Genomic DNA, 17,253 nt, shown 5'->3' on the forward strand with positions numbered 1-17,253 from the left:
GAATATCTCAAATGTCAGAATTGGAAAACTCGCCGCTTGTAAAGCAGCGCTTGCAGCGTGAATGTCGGCCCTTATTCCTCTACGTCACCGTCAGCAAACGGTTCTGCTCGGGGAGCCTCCACGATGAAAATCTGTGTCGGTAACGTGAAGTTTCGCAGTTTCAGCAACGCCAGCGGGCCATCGCCGAGTTCGGTACGCAGCAGCCACTGTAGTTGCCGGTTATCCGGCGTATTGACCGTCAGGCGAAACAGCCCATCGCCGATCTGCTGGCGCTTCATTCTCTCCAGCATACGCAGCGTGCCCCACGGGCCGCTGTCGTTCGCCAATAGCCGGGCGCCCGCCGCCGTTGAGCTCCAGCTCAGCATCGCGCCGGGTTTGTTGATAGTCCCCGGCCAGCGGAAACTTTTCCATTCGGCAAGCTGGTTAAAGTAGTGCAGATTCTGGCCGTCGAGGGTGAGTTGCGTTTCAACAATGCCCGGCGTCGCTACCCCCTGTAGTTCAAACCCCATTCCCTGGCTGCCGTCGGTAAACAGGATATCGGACAAGGAACTCAGTTGATTAATCGCCTTCAGGAAGGCCGGATTGAAAGTTAGCCCCTGACTGTGCGTGCTATCGGCCACCCAGCGGCTGCCCTCCCGGTTGAGTACGCCGCCCAGCTGTCGGGCGAGAAACTGGTCGATCCGCCCGCTATCGCGACGGATGAATGCCGCCAGCATCGGTAGCGAGACATCGTTTTTGCCCGCGGCAAACGGATAGCGGCCGTCAAAAGCCGAATGCCAGTTGGCGACCACAGAACGCTGCCACGCCTCGTTCAGGCTGGCCGCCGATGGCTGCAGCACCGTTTCCCAGGCCTGCGTCAGCGGCTGGACGAACATGGTCTGGCCGAAACCGCTCCACTCTTCGCCGAGGCTGGCCGCCACCAGGCTGCCGTACTCCTGGGTGTCGGTCAGATCGACGCTTTTACCCTGAAACACGGTCTGCGCCAGCTGCTGCATCATCGCCTGCGGGTCGGGGGCGTTTGCCACCTGCTGGAGCCGCAGGCGTACGCGGGTCAAGCGTGTCAACCAGGTCTGTAAACTGAGGGTGCTGTCTGCTGCGACCACGCTCTGAGAGGGATTTTTGCCCATCAGCGCCAGCAGCGGCCCAAAGGTACTCTCCAGCGGGCCGCGCGCGCCGCCGGCCTGCTGATCGATAAACGGCTGCTGGTCCTTATCGAGTAGATTTTTTGCCGATTTCACCAGTGAATCCGCCACGCCCTCACGCTGCTGCCCGGTCTGCCCCTGCCAGGCAAGGGTATTCATCAACGCAATCAGCGGCGACTGACGAACGTCGCCCGCCAACGTCAGTTGATCGGTCACATCGGCAATATTGCGCGCCGGATTTAAGCGAAGGCTATTGAGAAAGCCCAGCCACGCCCCGGCGAAATCGGTGAAATAACGATCGGTCAGCCGCTGTTTCAACGCCTCCGGGGAGACATCGCCGCTGACGGTCTGGCGGCTATCGCTCAGCACCCAGTCGATCTCATCGCGCCTGGCCGCCACCGCCTTATCGATCGCCTCGCGCACGCCGCCCTCCCACGCCTGGCGGGTAAACATCCCCGGCACCACCTCTTCCGTGGTAAACAACCGGCTGGCATTGGTCTGCGGCGTCATGTCTTCCAGCGTCATGTCGGCATAGTTACGGCGCACCTGCAGCAGCATGTTCTCGTAAAGCGTGCTTTCGGCGTTGCGCCGCCCGATTTGCGCCAGCAGCACCTGACGCGCTTGCGTCACCAGTGCGGCGTCCGGGGTGATTTTCCACGTCGGCTGCGACGGCAAGTTACGCATATAGAAGGCCCATAAATCAGGGGCGATACTCTGCCATAGCGCCGGGGCGACTCCCTGACGCGTCTGCTGCGCGGCGGTCATTGTCTGGCGGTAAAACGCCGCATCGGCTTTGTCCGGACGCGCCATCATCAGATAGGCCTTTAACTGGTCATAACCCGCTTTCGCCAGCTGCGCCCGCTGCGGGCTGCGCGGCGGCAGGTTGACCAACACCGTCAGTTGCCGGGTGAGCGCTTCTGCCGCCGCGTCGCGGATCAGACGCTGGTTAGCCCGCCCATACCACGGCAGCAGCGCGGCAGAAAGCGGCGCATTATGATTAAGACCAAAGCGCTGATACCAGGGCGCGCCGTTGGCGAGCTGATTCTGTAGACGGCCGATATCGTTACGCAGCACCTGCAAATCGATCAGCTGTTGGTCGTTAACGACGGGCTGCCGCAGCAGCTGTACCCGCTGGGTGGCGCTGACAATTTGCTGGCGGTTGACGATAAAAGAGAGCAGGCTTCCCGCCGCCCACAAGCCAAACAGCGCCAGCAGGCCGACGCCGAGGGAGCGGCGCCACGCCACCCCCACCGGCACGCCTCGCGCGCGGCCGCAGTCTGCGATGATCCCCTGCCAGACGGCCGGGGCTGACCAATGGTGGGGATAGAGCCCATTGTCCGCCGCCTCTTCCGCCTTTAACGAGGGGCTGAACAACAGACCGCGGAGCGGGATCTGTTGCAGATACCCGGAAAGCCACGGCGTCAGTAGCGTCTTCCAGCCGCTGATACCGCCCTCCTTCAGCCATTTAGCGACACGCAGCAGGTAATCGTGGGACGAATCAGCGCACAACTGCTGGGTCCCCTGCGCCAGCATGGCGGGCAGAATGGCGCGAAGCTGCCGTTCAACATCCTGCGGGACGGCCCGCGGCGGGAACAACGCCCCCAGCGTCTGGGTAATGCGCGTATCCTGCGGCCAGTCGCTGTCGTGGAGTTGCCACAGATAGACCGGCGGCTGGTAGCGCAGGACCTGCGCTACCAGCTCCAGCGTACGCAAATACCCGTCCAGGTTCGCGGCGGTGGCCTGAGCATTGTCCAGCGCCAGCACGATACCATCCAGCGGTCGGCGGCCGCGCAGCCGACGCAGGGCGCTGAGCCGCTCGTTATCCACCTTCGCCGACAGGCTACCGCCGCGAATTAGCACCGTACCGCGGCCCTCCAGCCATTGCTGATGCGCAAGGCCGGGAACGATGGCGGCAATCTGCGCCGCCTCGCCAGCGACCCACAGCAGGCGGACCTTATTGCGCCACAATCGGCCGTAGCGGCGACGGAGAAAGTGCTTTAAGGACGCAAACGGCTGCGCCGGTTTTGTCTGCTGGCTAATAAAAGTCCGCGTCTGACGCTGTTGCCCATCGGCTTTTTGCCTGATAAACAGGTGGAAAGCAATAAAGCCCAGTATCCAGAGACAGAGACCATACGCCCAGATCAGGCCACAGACGGTCAATATCTCGCGGATCGCCGTCCACTGCAGCGTGCGGTTGGCGTGCCAGTTCCACCATCCCAGACCGCTCAGCAGGACCACAATTGTCCAGACGGCAAGACACAGGGTCGCGGTAGCCGCTACGGTCATTACCGCGGCATTTTTTTCCTTGAACATAAAATTGATGATTCCCTTAGCCACGGGCGTGCATCATCACGCCCGTATAGCGTTATTAAGGATACTTAGCGGATATAATGAATATGGCGATAACGAATTAAGGCAGCAGTATTTTAAAAGCCTCGCTTTTTATATCGCGATATATTTTACCCAACACGCCCGATACCGTATTCAGATCTTTCATATCCGTTCGCGCCTGCACTAATATATCGCCGACATTAATATCTATAATCGCTTTTACCCGCTGGCCAAATTGTTTCACCGAATCCCACGTATCGTCATCGTTATCGTAAATCGTCCGCGACGCAAAATAACCGTGGGAAAACGAGGAATGCAGCGGATCATGATTATATTTGGCCAGCGTGTCATGCACGTAGTTATCGTAAAAATCCAGCATCGTCGGCGAGCCCATCAGCGCCGCCCGCCGGGCATCGCCGCTTTTCTTGATCTGGATATATTCTGACTCCTGCGCCGCCACCAGCGGACCGCCAAGCTGGTTGGTCTGCGTGGTGGGGATCACATCCAGCAGCACCTGGCCCAGCAGCGCCACGATACCGGTATGGGCAAAGTCATAGCCCCACGCCGCGCGATCCAGACGGTCCTTATCGATAAACGGCACTTCTCGCGGTCCTTTGCTTTCCGCGGGCGCCGCCGCCGAGGGCAGCGCGCTGACCTGCTCATTCAGCGCCTGCTGATAAAAAGGCTTACGCTGATAATACTTATCGGCGTATTGCGGGCTGGCAAAGCGCTCGGTGCGCCAGGCGGTGATCCAGCTCAGCTGGTCCGCCAGCATCACCTCCAGCGCTTTGGCCTTCAGCGGCACATACACCGGATCCGGCAGCTTGCCCAGCGGGCCGTTCTCCGGCGGCTTCGCGGCGGCGGCCGCGGCTTTCGCCTTATCGCTATCCGCCTTGTCGTGAGCCGCCTTCAGCGCGGCAACCGGATCCCGGCCCTGAGCCACGGCGATGGCCACCACCTCCGCCTCGTTGACGGCCGACGTTTCGGTCTTCGCCCCCGCCTGCTGCGCCCCGGCCTGCTGCCAGGCGTTAAACAGGGCGATGGCCTGGGCGGAGATTTTGAATTGCTCCAATACATAAACAGACATCATTCGATAAGTTTTCTCTTTGGCGCCGCCGGGTAATACCTCAGGAGGCACGCTCAGCGGCGCCCCGGCATCAAAAGCGGCGGCATACATATCGTGCAGCACAACCTTTGACAGCAGGCTGGCGGCATCGGTCTGCACTTTGCCGAGTTCGGTGGGCTTACAGTCGCCGCCGACATCGGCATGCATCCCGGGATAGACCACCTCCACCGCCCCGGCCGGGTATTTACCGTCCGGACCGCGAATGGAGTCCAGCGGCAGGTCGCCGTGCTGCTCGTGGCCGGCGACAAAGTGGTAGCAGCTTTTTAAGAAGCCTTTGGTGGTCGGCAGCCGCAGGCTGTTGGCCGCCCAGCCCAGATGCCCGGTGGCCGACGGCAGGATATGCGGCACGCCAACCGCGGAGACCGTATCCAGCAGCCCCATAAACTCGATACTGATGGGGATACCCAGCAGCGTGGGTCCCCCCGGAACCACCGTCCCCGCCGGCAGCATATTTGTCGCATCGAGCGGCATTCTGGCGTCATCGAGCAGCGACTCCAGCCCGCGGGCAAAGGCGCGGGCGGTGGCGGCCCCCCGGCAGTAGCCGTAGACGAACAGCTTGATTTTGGCGATACGCCGCTGCGAGCGCTGGATAGCCATACGCGTCGGCTGCCACGGCCACTGGTTAACCACGGCATCCAGATGCTTGTTGCAGAACTCATCCAGCGCGCTTTTACGGTTGAACTTCTGGGTCAGCCGCGAGAAGGGCCAGACGGTGGCCATACTGTTCCGGTATCTGGTCAGTTCGCTGTCTTCTATCCTTTCCTTTTTCACCGCATAGCAAATGCTGCTGTAGGTTTTAAGCAGCGCCTGGTTGATACGGTCTTCGCCGCCGTTGGCAAACAGCTCGCCGTCCAGCGAGTATTCGTTCTCGCCAATCTCCGGAAATCGCGCCCCACAGCCAGGGAAGTAGTAACTGAAGTAGCCGTCGTTTTCCGCAGTTTCATCCTGCTCTTTCCAGTTTGCCGCATGGTAGAGGCGGCCAATATTGGTCAGCGGCGGATTGCGGGAGCCGTACACTTCATCAGCCCCTTCTTCATTACAGCAGGTACCGTCAAAGAACAGGCTGATATGCAGGCTGGCGGGGCAGCCCGGTTCCGTTTTTTTATCCGATTGATGATCGGACTCCCCGATATATCCCTCCAGGTATTGCCTGGCGTAGTTGCCTTCGGTCTGCGTTCTGCTCGCCGGCAGACGGCCGCGCTCGTTGTATTCGGTTTTCTGCTGCGTGGAGTTATCCGCTGACGTTTTCCCTTTTTCATCATCCAACCCGGGAAACTTTGGCGGTAAACTGGCCGCTTCTGCGGTGGAGGTTTTAACAGCGACCGGGGTGGCGCCGGTCTGAAAAGCCGCAATAAGCGCCTTCAGGGCATTCAGCGGAGAGTCTGAGGCGTCGGACATACAACTTCCTCCTTAATATGTTTGATAAGTATTTTCTGAGCTCTTTGCTTCCAGTCTGTCGGCGACTGGGGTACCGGATATCCCGGCTGTCCAGGTGGTATGCAGGAACGGACTATCCGCACCTTATCGCAGGGGAAAATATGTACATCAAAGCCACATCCCTGACCTTTTTCCCAGCGTTCAATGGGCACGGTAATCGGCCCATGCCGCTGGTAATGACTCGCATGATCATCAGGGATGTGCTTCGGGTCTATCCAAGCGTTAGGATCGGAGGTCCAGGTGATTTTTGCCGTTAATCCCGGGCGCCAGACATCTGGCACCATCACGCAGCAGAAGCCGCCGCCACCGCCGTAGGAATTGGCCCCAGGCCCGCCGTAGCCGTTCACCTGCACCGAAACGATGGCGTCCGGACCGTGGTTATAGAGATTTAAATCAGCGCCGCTCATGCCGTCACGACTGTGGTCGCGACAGGCTGTCAGCAGGCAGAGAAAAGCGGCGGCCAGCACCGCCAGCCCGCCGGGCAAAATACGGATATGCTTTATCATTGATGTGTCCTTACAAATATAAAGTGATGACTTATTAATAAATGACGTCATTAAATGCTTGTATTTATGCTAATAGATGAACCTCCATATATAACTGATAATGATATTTGTAGCGGTCAAATAAAATGGGCCGCTGCAAATATCTTCAGCTGTATTTTCATATCCGTTCGCGCCTGCACTAATATATCGCCAACATTAATATCTATAATCGCTTTTACCCGCTGGCCAAATTGTTTCACCGAATCCCACGTATCGTCATCGTTATCGTAAATCGTCCGCGACGCAAAATAACCGTGGGAAAACGAGGAATGCAGCGGGTCGTGATTATATTTAGCCAGCGTGTCATGCACGTAGTTATCGTAAAAATCCAGCATCGTCGGCGAGCCCATCAGCGCCGCCCGCCGGGCATCGCCGCTTTTCTTGATCTGGATATATTCCGACTCCTGCGCCGCCACCAGCGGACCGCCAAGCTGGTTGGTCTGCGTGGTGGGGATCACATCCAGCAGCACCTGGCCCAGCAGCGCAACGATACCGGTATGGGCAAAGTCATAGCCCCACACCGCGCGATCCAGACGATCCTTATCGATAAACGGCACTTCACGCGGCCCTTCGCTTTCCGCGGGCGCCGCCGCCGACGGCAGCGCGCTGACCTGCTCATTCAGCGCCTGCTGATAAAAAGGCTTGCGCTGATAATACTTATCGGCGTATTGCGGGCTGGCAAAGCGCTCGGTACGCCAGGCGGTGATCCAGCTCAGCTGGTCCGCCAGCATCACCTCCAGCGCTTTGGCCTTCAGCGGCACATACACCGGATCCGGCAGTTTGCCCAGCGGACCGTTCTCCGGCAGCTTCGCGGCGGCGGCTGCGGCTTTCGCCTTATCGCTATCCGCCTTGTCGTGAGCCGCCTTCAGCGCGGCAACCGGATCCCGGCCCTGAGCCACGGCGATGGCCACCACCTCCGCCTCATTGACGGCCGGCGTTTCGGTCTTCGCCCCCGCCTGCTGCGCCCCGGCCTGCTGCCAGGCGTTAAACAGGGCGATGGCCTGGGCGGAGATTTTGAATTGGTCAGCGACATCCCCTTGCATTACCCGGTAGGTTTTGTTCTTAGCACCTCCGGGTAGAACATCACGCGGAACACTTAACGGCGCCCCGGCATCAAAGGCGGCGGCATACATATCATGCAGCACAATCTTTGACAGCAGGTTGCGGGCGTCGGTCTGCACTTTGCCGAGCTCCGCAGGCTTACAGTCGCCGCCGACATCGGCATGCATTCCGGGGTAGACCACCTCCACCGCTCCCGCCGGGTATTTACCGTCCGGACCGCGGATAGAGTCCAGCGGCAGGTCGCCGTGCTGCTCGTGGCCGGCGACAAAGTGGTAGCAGCTTTTTAAAAAACCTTTGGTGGTCGGCAGCCGCAGGCTGTTGGCCGCCCAGCCCAGATGCCCGGTGGCCGACGGCAGAATATGCGGCACGCCAACCGCGGAGACCGAATCCAGTAGCCCCATAAACTCGATACTGATGGGAATGCCCAGCAGCGTGGCTCCCCCCGGAACCACCGTCCCCGCCGGCAGCATATTTGTCGCATCGAGCGGCATTTTAGCGTCATCGAGCAGCGACTCCAGCCCGCGGGCGAAGGCGCGGGCGGCGGCGGCCCCCCGGCAGTAGCCGTAGACAAACAGCTTGATTTTGGCGATGCGCCGCTGCGAGCGCTGGATATGCAGCCGCGTCGGCTGCCTCGGCCACTGGTTGACCACAGCCCCCAGATGGTCGTCGCAGAATTTGTCAAGCGCGCTTTTACGGTTGAACTTCTGGGTCAGCCGCGAGAAGGGCCAGACGGTGGCCATACTGTTCCGGTATCCGGTCAGTTCGCTGTCTTCTATCCTTTCCTTTTTCACCGCATAGCAAATGCTGCTGTAGGTTTTAAGCAGCGCCTGGTTGATACGATCCTCACCGCCGTTGGCAAACAGTTCGCCGTCCAGCGAGTAGTGCTCTTCGCCTATCTGCGGAAAACGCGCTCCGCAGCCGGGAAAGTAGTAACAAAAGAATCCGTCATCCTCCGCTGGTGGCAACTGTCCACTCCAGTTTGCCGCATGGTAGAGTCTGCCGATATTAGTCAGCGGCGGATTGCGGGAGCCGTACACTTCATCAGCCCCTTCTTCATTACAGCAGGTACCGTCAAAGAACAGGCTGATATGCAGGCTGGCGGGGCAGCCCGGTTCCGTTTTTTTATCCGATTGATGATCGGACTCTTTAACATACCCCTCCAGGTATTGCCTGGCATAGTTGCCTTCGGTCTGCGTTCTGCTCGCCGGCAGGCGGCCACGCTCGTTGTATTGGGTTTTCTGCTGTGTGGTTTTATCCGCCGGCTTTTTGTCATCCGGCCCGGGAAACTTTGGCGGTAAGCTGGCCGCTTCCGCAGTGGAGGTTTTTACAGCGACCGGGGTGGCGCCGGTCTGAAAGGCGGCAATAAGTGCTTTCAGGGCATTCAGCGTGGAGTCTGCGGTGTCGGACATACGACCTCCTCCTTAATATGATTTATAAGCACGTTTTGCGCTTTTTTTAGTCCGTCAGTCTCAGGCTGTATCGGATATTCAGGGGCTGCTCGACCGTAGCAGGAACGCACTATCCGCACTTTATCGCAAGGGAAAATATGGATATCAAAACCACAAGCCTGTCCTTTCTCCCAGCGCTCAATCGGCACGGTAATCGGTCCATGGTGCAGGTAGTGACTCGTATGATCATCAGGGATATGTTTCGGATCTATCCATGCGTTAGGATCGGAGGTCCATGTGATTTTTGCCGTCAGTCCCGGCCGCCAGACGTCTGGCACCATCACACAGCAGAAGCCGCCGCCGCCGCCGTAAGAATTGGCGCCTGGCCCGCCGTAGCCATTCACCTGCACCGAAACGATGGCGTCCGGGCCGTGGTTTAAAACGGCTATATCAGCAGCGCTCATGCCGTCGCGACTGTGGTCGCGACAGGCCGTCAGCAGGCAGAGAATAACGGCAGCCAGCACCGCCAGCCCGCCGGGCAAAATACGGATATGCTTTATCATTGATGTGTCCTTACAAATATAAATTGATGAGTTATTAATAAATGACGTAATTAAATAACTGTATTTATGCTAATAGATGAACCTCCATATATAACTGATAATGATATTTGTAGCGGTCAAATAAAATGGGCCGCTGCAAATATCAATACCGGTTTCTCATAGGCCAGAGCCGGCAATATTAGTCAGCAGCGAATTGTGTATGCAGGCTGGCGGGGCAGCCCGGTTCCGTTTTTTTGTCCGATTGATGATCGGACTCCCCGACATATCCCTCCAGGTACTGCCTGGCGTAGTTGCCTTCGGTCAGCGTTCTGCTCGCCGGCAGGCGGCCGCGCTCGTTGTATTCGGTTTTCTGCTGAGTGGATTTATCCGCCGGCGTTTTCTCTTTTTTATCATCCGGCCCGGGAAACTTTGGCGGTAAGCTGGCCGCTTCTGCGGTGGAGGTTTTAACCGTGACCGGAGTGGCGCCGGTCTGAAAGGCGGCAATAAGCGCCTTCAGGGCACTTAACGTGGAGTCTGCGGCGTCGGACATACAACTTCCTCCTTGATATGTTTAAAAATAATATTATCTGCTTTTTTATCCTCATCAGGATGAGGAAGTATAGGGTATTTCGGATCTGCGCGACCGTAGCAGGAACGGACTATCCGCACCTTATCGCAGGGGAAAATATGCACGTCAAAACCGCAGGCCTGCCCCTTCTCCCAGCGTTCGATAGGTACGGTAATCGGCCCATGTTTCTGATAGTGAGTTTCATAATCATCGGGCATCTCACTCGATTTCATCCAGGAGTTAGGGTCGGAGGTCCAGGTGATTTTTGCCGTCAGGCCCGGTCGCCAGTCGTTGGGCACCATCACGCAGCAGAAGCCGCCGCCGCCGCCGTAGGGATTGGCCCTTGGTCCCCCGTAGCCGTTCACCTGCATCGAAACAATGGCGTCCGGACCGTGGTTTAAGACGGCTATATCAGCGGCACTCATGCCGTCGCGACTGTGGTCGCGGCAGGCCGTCAGCAGGCAGAGAAAAGCGGCGACCAGCACCGCCAGCCCACCGGGCAAAATACGGATATGCTTTATCATTAATGTGTCCTTACAAATATAAAGTGATGACTTATTAATAAATGACGTAATTGAATAACTGTATTTATGCTAATAGATGAACCTCCATATATAACTGATAATGATATTTGTAGCGGTCAAATAAAATGGGCCGCTGCAAATATCAATACCGGTTTCTCATAGGCCAGAGCCGGGCAATATTAGTCAGCAGCGAATTGTGTATGCAGGCTGGCGGGGCAGCCCGGTTCCGTTTTTTTTGTCCGATTGATGATCGGACTCCTCGACATACCCCTCCAGGTACTGCCTGGCATAGTTGCCTTCGGTCTGCGTTCTGCTCGCCGGCAGGCGGCCGCGCTCGTTGTATTCGATTTTCTGCTGGGTGGAGTCATCCGCTGGCGCTTTCCCCTTTTTATCATCCGGCCCGGGAAAGTGTGGCGGTAAACTGGCCGCTTCTGCGGTGGAGGTTTTAACAGCGACCGGGGTGGCGCCGATCTGAAAGGCCGCATTAAGCGCCTTCAGGGCATTCAGCGTGGAGTCTGCGGTGTCGGACATACGATCTCCTCCTTAACATGATTTATAAGCACGTTTTGCGCTTTTTTTAGTCCGTCAGCCTCAGGCTGTATCGGATATTCAGGGGCCGCTCGACCATAGCAGGAACGCACTATCCGCACCTTATCACAGGGGAAAATATGCACATCAAAGCCGCATCCTTGTTCTTTATCCCAACGTTCGATAGGGACAGTAATCGGCCCATGTTTCTGATAGTGAGTTTCATAATCATCGGGCATTTCACTGGATTTCATCCATGCGTTAGGATCGGAGGTCCAGGTGATTTTTGCCGTCAGGCCCGGCCGCCAGACATCTGGCACCATCACGCAGCAGAAGCCACTGCCGCCGCCGTAGGGATTAGCCCCCGGTCCCCCATAACCATTGACCTGCATCGAAACAATGGCGTCCGGACCATGGTTTAAGACGGCTATGTCAGCACCGCTCATGCCGTCACGACTGTGGTCGCGGCAGGCCGTCAGCAGGCAGAGAATAACGGCGGCCAGCACCGCCAGCCCGCTGGGCAAAATACGGATATGCTTTATCATTGATGTGTCCTTACAAAAGAAATTAAATGCGTCGTTATTAAGAGATGACGTAATTACAGAATTGTATTTTTATTAATATATAAGCCTCCCGGATATTTATGGTAATGATATTTATAGCGTTCAAATAAAATTGGCCGCTACAGACATTAATACCGGTTTTCCAGATGCTTCCACAGTGGAGGTTTTAACCGTGACCGGAGTGGCGCCGGTCTGAAAGGCGGCAATTAGCGCCTTCAGGGCATTCAGCGTGGAGTCTGCGGTGTCGGACATATAACGTCCTCCTTAATATGTTTGAAAATAACGTTATCTGCTTTTTTTTCTTCGTCAGGTTCAGGTTGTACCGGATATTCGGGAGAGTCACGCATATGACAGGAACGCACTATCCGCACCTTATCGCAGGGAAAAATATGTACATCAAAGCCACAGGCCTGATCCTCTTCCCAGCGTTCGATAGGGACGATAATCGGCCCATGTTTCTGATAGTGAGTCTCATAATCATCTGGCATCTCACTTGATTTCATCCAGGAGTTAGGATCGGAAGTCCAGGTGATTTTAGCCGTCAAACCCGGGCGCCAGACATCAGGCACCATGACGCAGCAGAAGCCGCCGCCGCCGCCGTAGGGATTAGCTCTTGGCCCGCCGTAACCGTTCACCTGCATCGAAACAATGGCGTCTGGGCCGTGGTTATAGACATTTATATCAGCGCCGCTCATGCCGTCGCGATTGTAGTCGCGGCAGGCCGTCAGCAGGCAGAGAAAACCGGTGGTCAGCACCGCCAGCCCGCCGGGCAAAATACGGGTATGCTTTATCATTGATGTGTCCTTACAGAACTGATCATCACCTATTGATTATCAAAAGGGAGGATGTTTTATTCCTTAAAGTGGCTTTCAAACCAGGACGCTAAATCGCCGACAAAATTCTGCTGATGCGCCTGCCAGCCGAGCTGCCAAAGAGTGTTAAATTTGTCCTCCTGGGTGGCAAAAAAGGTGCTGAATTTTTCAGAAACCGTAAATCGCTGGGCATCGATAGCGACATCCAGTTTCATCATTTGCTCATCGCTGAAATTAATCTTGATCGCCTCCGGGATCGCTGCCAGAACTGGCGAACATTCGCCTTCCAGCCAGCAGATCTTGTTGTCTCTATCGCGGTAGCTCCAGAGATAAACCGGTTCTAAAAACCATGCTTTTTGTTCTTCAGTGAGCACATGCTGCATCAACAACGGGAACATGCGGGTATCGTAATAACGCACCAGACCAGAACGGTCTTCCCATGCGCCGTCGGCCAGATTGCGCAAGTGGGCGGCGAGCGTTGAAAAACTCAGTGGTGAGAGGAAGATCAGCAGACCCGGCTTGTAGGAAAATGCGGCGATCAGATCGGCGATCCATTGACGATGCTGCCAGCAAGCTGGCTCCAGCCGCATCAATAAAGGCGCCATCTCCAGCAGCGGCTCTTCCGGTTGCCCCTGATAGAGCGAGAACCACTGCACCGGAGGAGAAAGTCTATTTAAGCCATCCAACAACGGATTGCTTAAAACACCTTGATCGGCAATGAGATAGACGTCGCGCAGCGCGAGTTTTCGCGCAAATTGTTCCAGCTTGCTAATCCATTCCTGATTCATTAACGACATGTTCATTCCTTCTTGTCTTGAGGTTGCGGTGCCGGGACTGCTGCGATGACGATGCCCAGTGAGAGAGGATGACGCGGATCGCGGGCGATCCAGCCGCAAGACTGATGAAAGCGACAGGCAAATATCGCCGCCAGCGTAATCGTGATGAGCTGCTCCATCTGCCCCGTCTCCCCCCAGTTTTCATCCTGCAGCAGCTGGTTACTGTTCCAGCCGCTTTGCGCCAGTTCCGGGATTTGCGGCTGTGTAAATGCGATACAGGGATCGGGCGGACGTTCGGCCCCGCTTTGCTGCATCGCCCGCTGACAGACCTGCTGGATATTTTCCAGCGCGGCGCCTTCATAAACCTCGCCGCGGGTCAGCCGCGCCTCCCCCTCCCGGGCCAGTAACCACAGCACGGCGGATTCACCCGCCGGTCTTGCGGTATCAGCCGTCGCCGCTACCGACTGGCACCCCGCCACCAGAATGAAACACCCGTCGCCGGCCGCATTCATTCGTGCGGTAATCTCCGATAAGCTGGCCTCGCCCTGCCAGGGTTCAGCCATATGCGGCAACTGAGCGGTAGGACAGCGCTTGCGCAGCTCGGCGCAAAATTCTCGCCATGCCGGTTCGCTGCCCTGCCAGTAACAGCCGCTCAGGCAGGGAAGTTGATGTTCGCCTCGCTGCGCCAGCCATTGTTGCGCCAGCATCCTGGCCAGCTGCTGTTCGCGCAGGTCGATATCAACGATATCCGAGTGAATCAGCCGCAGCGCCCGCGCACCGGCCTCCAGTTTCTCTTTTGGCGTCTGATGTTCTCGCTTCAGCAGCGCATGCCAGTGCTCGGGTTCACACCCCACCGGCCCCAGCAGCACCGTTTCCACCAGCCCAACGCTATATTGATGCCGGGCCCACCACGTCTGATGATCGAAATCGATCAACTGCTGGTAGTACTGGGTATAGTGGACCGACAGGCGGTAATAAAGCAGACGCAACATCCAGATGATGAAAACCAAAAGTATGGCGCCAACGATTGCGACGGTAATTAACGCCCCGCCACGCGCTTCGCCAGGCATTAACGCCGCGCCTCCACCGCTAATCAGCGTCAGCCCCGCGCCGATGGATAACCACCGTCCGTTGCGGGGCGGCGTGGCGGTTTTGTAAGGCAGATAGTCGGTGAGCTGTCTCATAACGCGACGTCGCAATCAGGGCGTGAGCTCACCAGCGTACAGCCGCAGGCGCAACGATGCCCGTCAAGAGCCACCGGAGAACCATCCACTTCATACAGAGAGCTTCCTTCGGCTATGACCGTCAGGCCATGTTCATTGCAGCTCACCTGGTCGCCTTTGCAGGCAATGCCTTTACCAAAACAGAGATAATGGCCGCCGATCACCGTACCGCCATGCTCACGCAAGGTATCACCCTGCCGAATAATGGGTTTCAAGGTCTGTTCCTCCGGGTAAGTTATATCAATGGGCGATTGTCAGGCGGCACGCGGAACAAAGGTCTGAGCCAGTTCTTGCGCATGAATCAGGCAATCTTTACAAATCGATGTGGGAAGGTCGGGAAGCGGAAACGTCTCGCCGGCCGGCCCCTGCATCTTATGCGTGCCTTTAAAACTGAGCAGACCGGGGCTGTGAAGATGGATTTCTCCCTGCGGCGTCAGGCGAATGTAGCCGCCGCCGCAGCCCAGGGTGATGCCATTTTTGGCGGTAAGCTGCAGATGTCCCTGCGTTGATTGAACGGTAATATCCTTCAGTGAAGTGAGCGCCAGGGTATCGCCGTGCGACTCTATCGCCAGCGGACCTTTCACTGATACCATACGCATCCCTTCGCGGTGGGACAGCAGCGAGATAGCGTTTTTGGTATTCACCGACAGCCGATTGCCGCTGGCCAGCGCAATATCGCTGGCGCTTTGCAGATACAGTCCTTTACCACTCTGCAGCAGCGTCGTTTCCGCCGTCACGATGCCGATGCCCTTCGGCGCGCTCATCAGCAGGACGGGGCTCGCCAGGTTGACGGCGTTGCCGACGAACTGCTTTAACGTGCTGACATCCGGCGGGGTGTTGTAGTGGGTGCGGGCTATCTCCTGCCAGTCGTTGAGCTGAACAACGGCACTGCCGAGCAATTGACTCGCGGGATCCATTTCCACGGTCGCGCCCATCGCTTTCAGCTGTTCATCGGCGGTGATAAATATCCCCTTGCCTGCGCGGATCGCGCCGTAGCTATCGGTGCGTAACTCAAACCCTTCACCGCGCGGCGTGTTCTGATGATCCACCAGGTGGCCGAGGTTGAGTTGGCTCTTGCCGCCATATTCGGTGCTGACCTTAACGTGCTCTTTGCCCCGTGTATCATCAAGGCGAATCTTGTTATTCGCCGGCGTGCGCAGCACGTTGCGCTTGTAGTTGTAAAGCGTCACGTGGTCCTGGTGCGTGGAATCGTGCAGGGCGCCGGCAATATAGGGCCTATCGGGATCGCCCTGCTCAAAAGCGATCGCCACTTCGGTGCCCGCTAACAACGGCAGATGCAGGCCAAAAGTTTCACCGGCGTAAGGGCGCGCCTGGCGCACCCACAGGCTTTCCTCGCCCGGCTGCAGGCGATCGCGGTCGAACAATAAGTTCACCCGATAACGTCCGTCGCGATCGATATGGCCGTAGAGATCGTTGATTTTGGTGCTGGTGACGCGCGCAGGTAACGTCCCGGCCATCTTGGGTTTGCTGATGATTGCCGGGCGAAAGCAGTAGGTCTCAACACTGGGAATGGCCTGAAATGTCACTTCGAAGCTGCGGTCGCGGCGGGCGCGACAGTGAATAGCGGTGATCGCCACGCCCTGGCGCCAGAGGTCCGTCACCTCCTCGCCGCCGCTCACTTTTAGCTGCTGTCCGGGAGCCAACGCCGCGCAGTTTGTTTCTCCGTTCAGCCGCGTCTGCTGGTTGAGATAGCGCTCATGGCGAATACGGGCATAAAAGGCCCCGCTCTCCGGGTCCGGAGTATGCTGATAGCGATTACCTGGCGTCAGGTAGTTGTCCGCCCAGTGATAGGCTTCACCGTAGGTGGTACTATCGCCCCGGCTGACATTGACATTGAGATTCATATCCTCCGGCGCGTTACGATAGTTGTAGTCACGGGTGAAGACCGAACGCTCAACCACGCGGTGTCGGCTTTGTAAATCCCACACCGATTCGCTCCCGCCGTCATGCTGCCCGGAGGGGGCGACCGAGGGCAATACCAACCCCGCCTCGTAGTGTTGCTGGTCGTCGTAGAACTCCGCTACATCAATATTGAGCCGGGTATCGGCGATAAAACGAAACCAGATCCCCACCTCGCCCAACAGGCGGGAGATAAAAGTCAGATCGTCCTCACCGTATTGCATCACCTGTTCACGCCGCGGATATTCATGCGCCAGTTGAAAGACAAAATCTTCACCGCGCATCTGGTGACGGGTTCTGAGGATGTGCTCCACAATCTGCGGCGCCGACATGTCCTGATAAATCCGATTCTGATGGCTCTTCGACAGTAGCGCCAGACGCGGCTGTAACGTCAAGGCGTAGCGCGTTTCCTCTTTTGAGGTGGAAAGCCGTTCAAAAGCGGTGATCACTCCCTGCACAACGCGCACCGGTTGCTGGATCTTAATGCCAAATCCCTGGTCAACCGGCGCCTGCAAGGTCAACGAGGCATTTTTCAGCAACATCTGCTGCGGGGTGATGGCACGATCGCTGCTGGTAAATTCAATGGTATAGCGGAAAGGCTCGCTTAAGTTTTCCTCGCCTTCGAAGCACAGAACGTCCAGCAAGGAGTGACAACCATGCACCTGTAAAAGATGATGACTGTGGTTGAAAAACAAAGGCTTTATGTCATTCATGGTTTATTTTCCTGTATCAAACGCCATTCTCTTTATCTCCCTTCCATCGCTTT

The 17,253-nt window shown here is 57.2% G+C and carries 15 protein-coding genes; all 15 read right to left on the reverse strand.

What is annotated here, in order from left to right; all coding sequences use genetic code 11:
* Positions 1 to 71 precede the first annotated feature (71 nt).
* The 15 genes from PGR29_RS04360 to PGR29_RS04430 all read right to left on the reverse strand — a co-directional run bounded on the left by PGR29_RS04360 (position 72) and on the right by PGR29_RS04430 (position 17,200).
* Positions 72 to 3,455, reverse strand: coding sequence for an ImcF-related family protein (locus PGR29_RS04360; RefSeq protein ID WP_316424109.1), 3,384 nt, complete (start codon positions 3,453 to 3,455; stop codon positions 72 to 74).
* A gap of 97 nt (positions 3,456 to 3,552) precedes the next feature.
* Positions 3,553 to 5,997 carry a T6SS phospholipase effector Tle1-like catalytic domain-containing protein gene (locus PGR29_RS04365; RefSeq protein ID WP_316424110.1) on the reverse strand — a complete coding sequence of 815 codons (2,445 nt, stop codon included), beginning with the start codon at positions 5,995 to 5,997 and terminating at the stop codon, positions 3,553 to 3,555.
* Complete coding sequence (locus tag PGR29_RS04370; protein ID WP_316424111.1) at positions 5,970 to 6,542, reverse strand: DUF3304 domain-containing protein; 573 nt, start codon at positions 6,540 to 6,542, stop codon at positions 5,970 to 5,972. The genes PGR29_RS04365 and PGR29_RS04370 overlap by 28 nt, the downstream gene beginning before the upstream one ends.
* A gap of 116 nt (positions 6,543 to 6,658) precedes the next feature.
* The gene (locus tag PGR29_RS04375) at positions 6,659 to 9,052 is read right to left on the reverse strand and encodes a phospholipase effector Tle1 domain-containing protein (RefSeq protein ID WP_316424112.1); all 2,394 of its coding nucleotides are present in this window, start codon (positions 9,050 to 9,052) and stop codon (positions 6,659 to 6,661) included.
* The gene (locus PGR29_RS04380) at positions 9,025 to 9,594 is read right to left on the reverse strand and encodes a DUF3304 domain-containing protein (protein WP_289578610.1); all 570 of its coding nucleotides are present in this window, start codon (positions 9,592 to 9,594) and stop codon (positions 9,025 to 9,027) included. The genes PGR29_RS04375 and PGR29_RS04380 overlap by 28 nt, the downstream gene beginning before the upstream one ends.
* A gap of 178 nt (positions 9,595 to 9,772) precedes the next feature.
* Positions 9,773 to 10,123, reverse strand: coding sequence for a hypothetical protein (locus PGR29_RS04385; protein ID WP_316424113.1), 351 nt, complete (start codon positions 10,121 to 10,123; stop codon positions 9,773 to 9,775).
* A complete protein-coding gene (locus PGR29_RS04390; protein ID WP_316424114.1) occupies positions 10,096 to 10,665 on the reverse strand; it encodes a DUF3304 domain-containing protein in 570 nt (189 codons plus the stop codon). Before PGR29_RS04390 ends, PGR29_RS04385 begins: the two co-directional genes overlap by 28 nt.
* Before the next feature lie 183 nt (positions 10,666 to 10,848).
* Positions 10,849 to 11,196 carry a hypothetical protein gene (locus tag PGR29_RS04395; RefSeq protein WP_316424115.1) on the reverse strand — a complete coding sequence of 116 codons (348 nt, stop codon included), beginning with the start codon at positions 11,194 to 11,196 and terminating at the stop codon, positions 10,849 to 10,851.
* On the reverse strand, positions 11,169 to 11,738 hold the full coding sequence (locus tag PGR29_RS04400; RefSeq protein ID WP_316424116.1) for a DUF3304 domain-containing protein: 570 nt from the start codon (positions 11,736 to 11,738) through the stop codon (positions 11,169 to 11,171). Before PGR29_RS04400 ends, PGR29_RS04395 begins: the two co-directional genes overlap by 28 nt.
* A 120-nt stretch (positions 11,739 to 11,858) precedes the next feature.
* On the reverse strand, positions 11,859 to 12,008 hold the full coding sequence (locus PGR29_RS04405) for a hypothetical protein (protein WP_155956335.1): 150 nt from the start codon (positions 12,006 to 12,008) through the stop codon (positions 11,859 to 11,861).
* Positions 11,981 to 12,550: a DUF3304 domain-containing protein gene (locus PGR29_RS04410; RefSeq protein ID WP_316424118.1), complete on the reverse strand. Its 570-nt coding sequence runs from the start codon at positions 12,548 to 12,550 to the stop codon at positions 11,981 to 11,983. Before PGR29_RS04410 ends, PGR29_RS04405 begins: the two co-directional genes overlap by 28 nt.
* Before the next feature lie 56 nt (positions 12,551 to 12,606).
* Positions 12,607 to 13,365 carry a DUF4123 domain-containing protein gene (locus PGR29_RS04415; RefSeq protein WP_316424119.1) on the reverse strand — a complete coding sequence of 253 codons (759 nt, stop codon included), beginning with the start codon at positions 13,363 to 13,365 and terminating at the stop codon, positions 12,607 to 12,609.
* Between the two features lie 2 nt (positions 13,366 to 13,367).
* Entirely contained in the window at positions 13,368 to 14,528 is a 1,161-nt protein-coding gene (locus PGR29_RS04420; protein WP_316424120.1) for a hypothetical protein, read from the reverse strand.
* Positions 14,525 to 14,782, reverse strand: a complete 258-nt coding sequence (locus tag PGR29_RS04425; RefSeq protein WP_087860650.1) for a PAAR domain-containing protein — start codon at positions 14,780 to 14,782, stop codon at positions 14,525 to 14,527. Before PGR29_RS04425 ends, PGR29_RS04420 begins: the two co-directional genes overlap by 4 nt.
* Before the next feature lie 39 nt (positions 14,783 to 14,821).
* Positions 14,822 to 17,200, reverse strand: coding sequence for a type VI secretion system Vgr family protein (locus tag PGR29_RS04430; RefSeq protein WP_316424121.1), 2,379 nt, complete (start codon positions 17,198 to 17,200; stop codon positions 14,822 to 14,824).
* Positions 17,201 to 17,253 lie beyond the last annotated feature (53 nt).

This window comes from Klebsiella sp. 141203 (assembly GCF_032601985.1).
GTDB lineage: Bacteria > Pseudomonadota > Gammaproteobacteria > Enterobacterales > Enterobacteriaceae > Klebsiella > Klebsiella aerogenes.

Excerpts from the sequence above, each read along its gene's own strand:
- PGR29_RS04420 (WP_316424120.1), bottom strand. The coding sequence starts at position 14,528 with ATGAGACAGCTCACCGACTATCTGCCTTACAAAACCGCCACGCCGCCC.
- PGR29_RS04400 (WP_316424116.1), bottom strand. The coding sequence starts at position 11,738 with ATGATAAAGCATATCCGTATTTTGCCCAGCGGGCTGGCGGTGCTGGCC.
- PGR29_RS04415 (WP_316424119.1), bottom strand. The coding sequence starts at position 13,365 with ATGTCGTTAATGAATCAGGAATGGATTAGCAAGCTGGAACAATTTGCG.
- PGR29_RS04360 (WP_316424109.1), bottom strand. The coding sequence starts at position 3,455 with ATGTTCAAGGAAAAAAATGCCGCGGTAATGACCGTAGCGGCTACCGCG.
- PGR29_RS04370 (WP_316424111.1), bottom strand. The coding sequence starts at position 6,542 with ATGATAAAGCATATCCGTATTTTGCCCGGCGGGCTGGCGGTGCTGGCC.
- PGR29_RS04405 (WP_155956335.1), bottom strand. The coding sequence starts at position 12,008 with ATGTCCGACACCGCAGACTCCACGCTGAATGCCCTGAAGGCGCTAATT.
- PGR29_RS04385 (WP_316424113.1), bottom strand. The coding sequence starts at position 10,123 with ATGTCCGACGCCGCAGACTCCACGTTAAGTGCCCTGAAGGCGCTTATT.
- PGR29_RS04390 (WP_316424114.1), bottom strand. The coding sequence starts at position 10,665 with ATGATAAAGCATATCCGTATTTTGCCCGGTGGGCTGGCGGTGCTGGTC.
- PGR29_RS04380 (WP_289578610.1), bottom strand. The coding sequence starts at position 9,594 with ATGATAAAGCATATCCGTATTTTGCCCGGCGGGCTGGCGGTGCTGGCT.
- PGR29_RS04430 (WP_316424121.1), bottom strand. The coding sequence starts at position 17,200 with ATGAATGACATAAAGCCTTTGTTTTTCAACCACAGTCATCATCTTTTA.
- PGR29_RS04365 (WP_316424110.1), bottom strand. The coding sequence starts at position 5,997 with ATGTCCGACGCCTCAGACTCTCCGCTGAATGCCCTGAAGGCGCTTATT.
- PGR29_RS04375 (WP_316424112.1), bottom strand. The coding sequence starts at position 9,052 with ATGTCCGACACCGCAGACTCCACGCTGAATGCCCTGAAAGCACTTATT.
- PGR29_RS04410 (WP_316424118.1), bottom strand. The coding sequence starts at position 12,550 with ATGATAAAGCATACCCGTATTTTGCCCGGCGGGCTGGCGGTGCTGACC.
- PGR29_RS04395 (WP_316424115.1), bottom strand. The coding sequence starts at position 11,196 with ATGTCCGACACCGCAGACTCCACGCTGAATGCCCTGAAGGCGCTTAAT.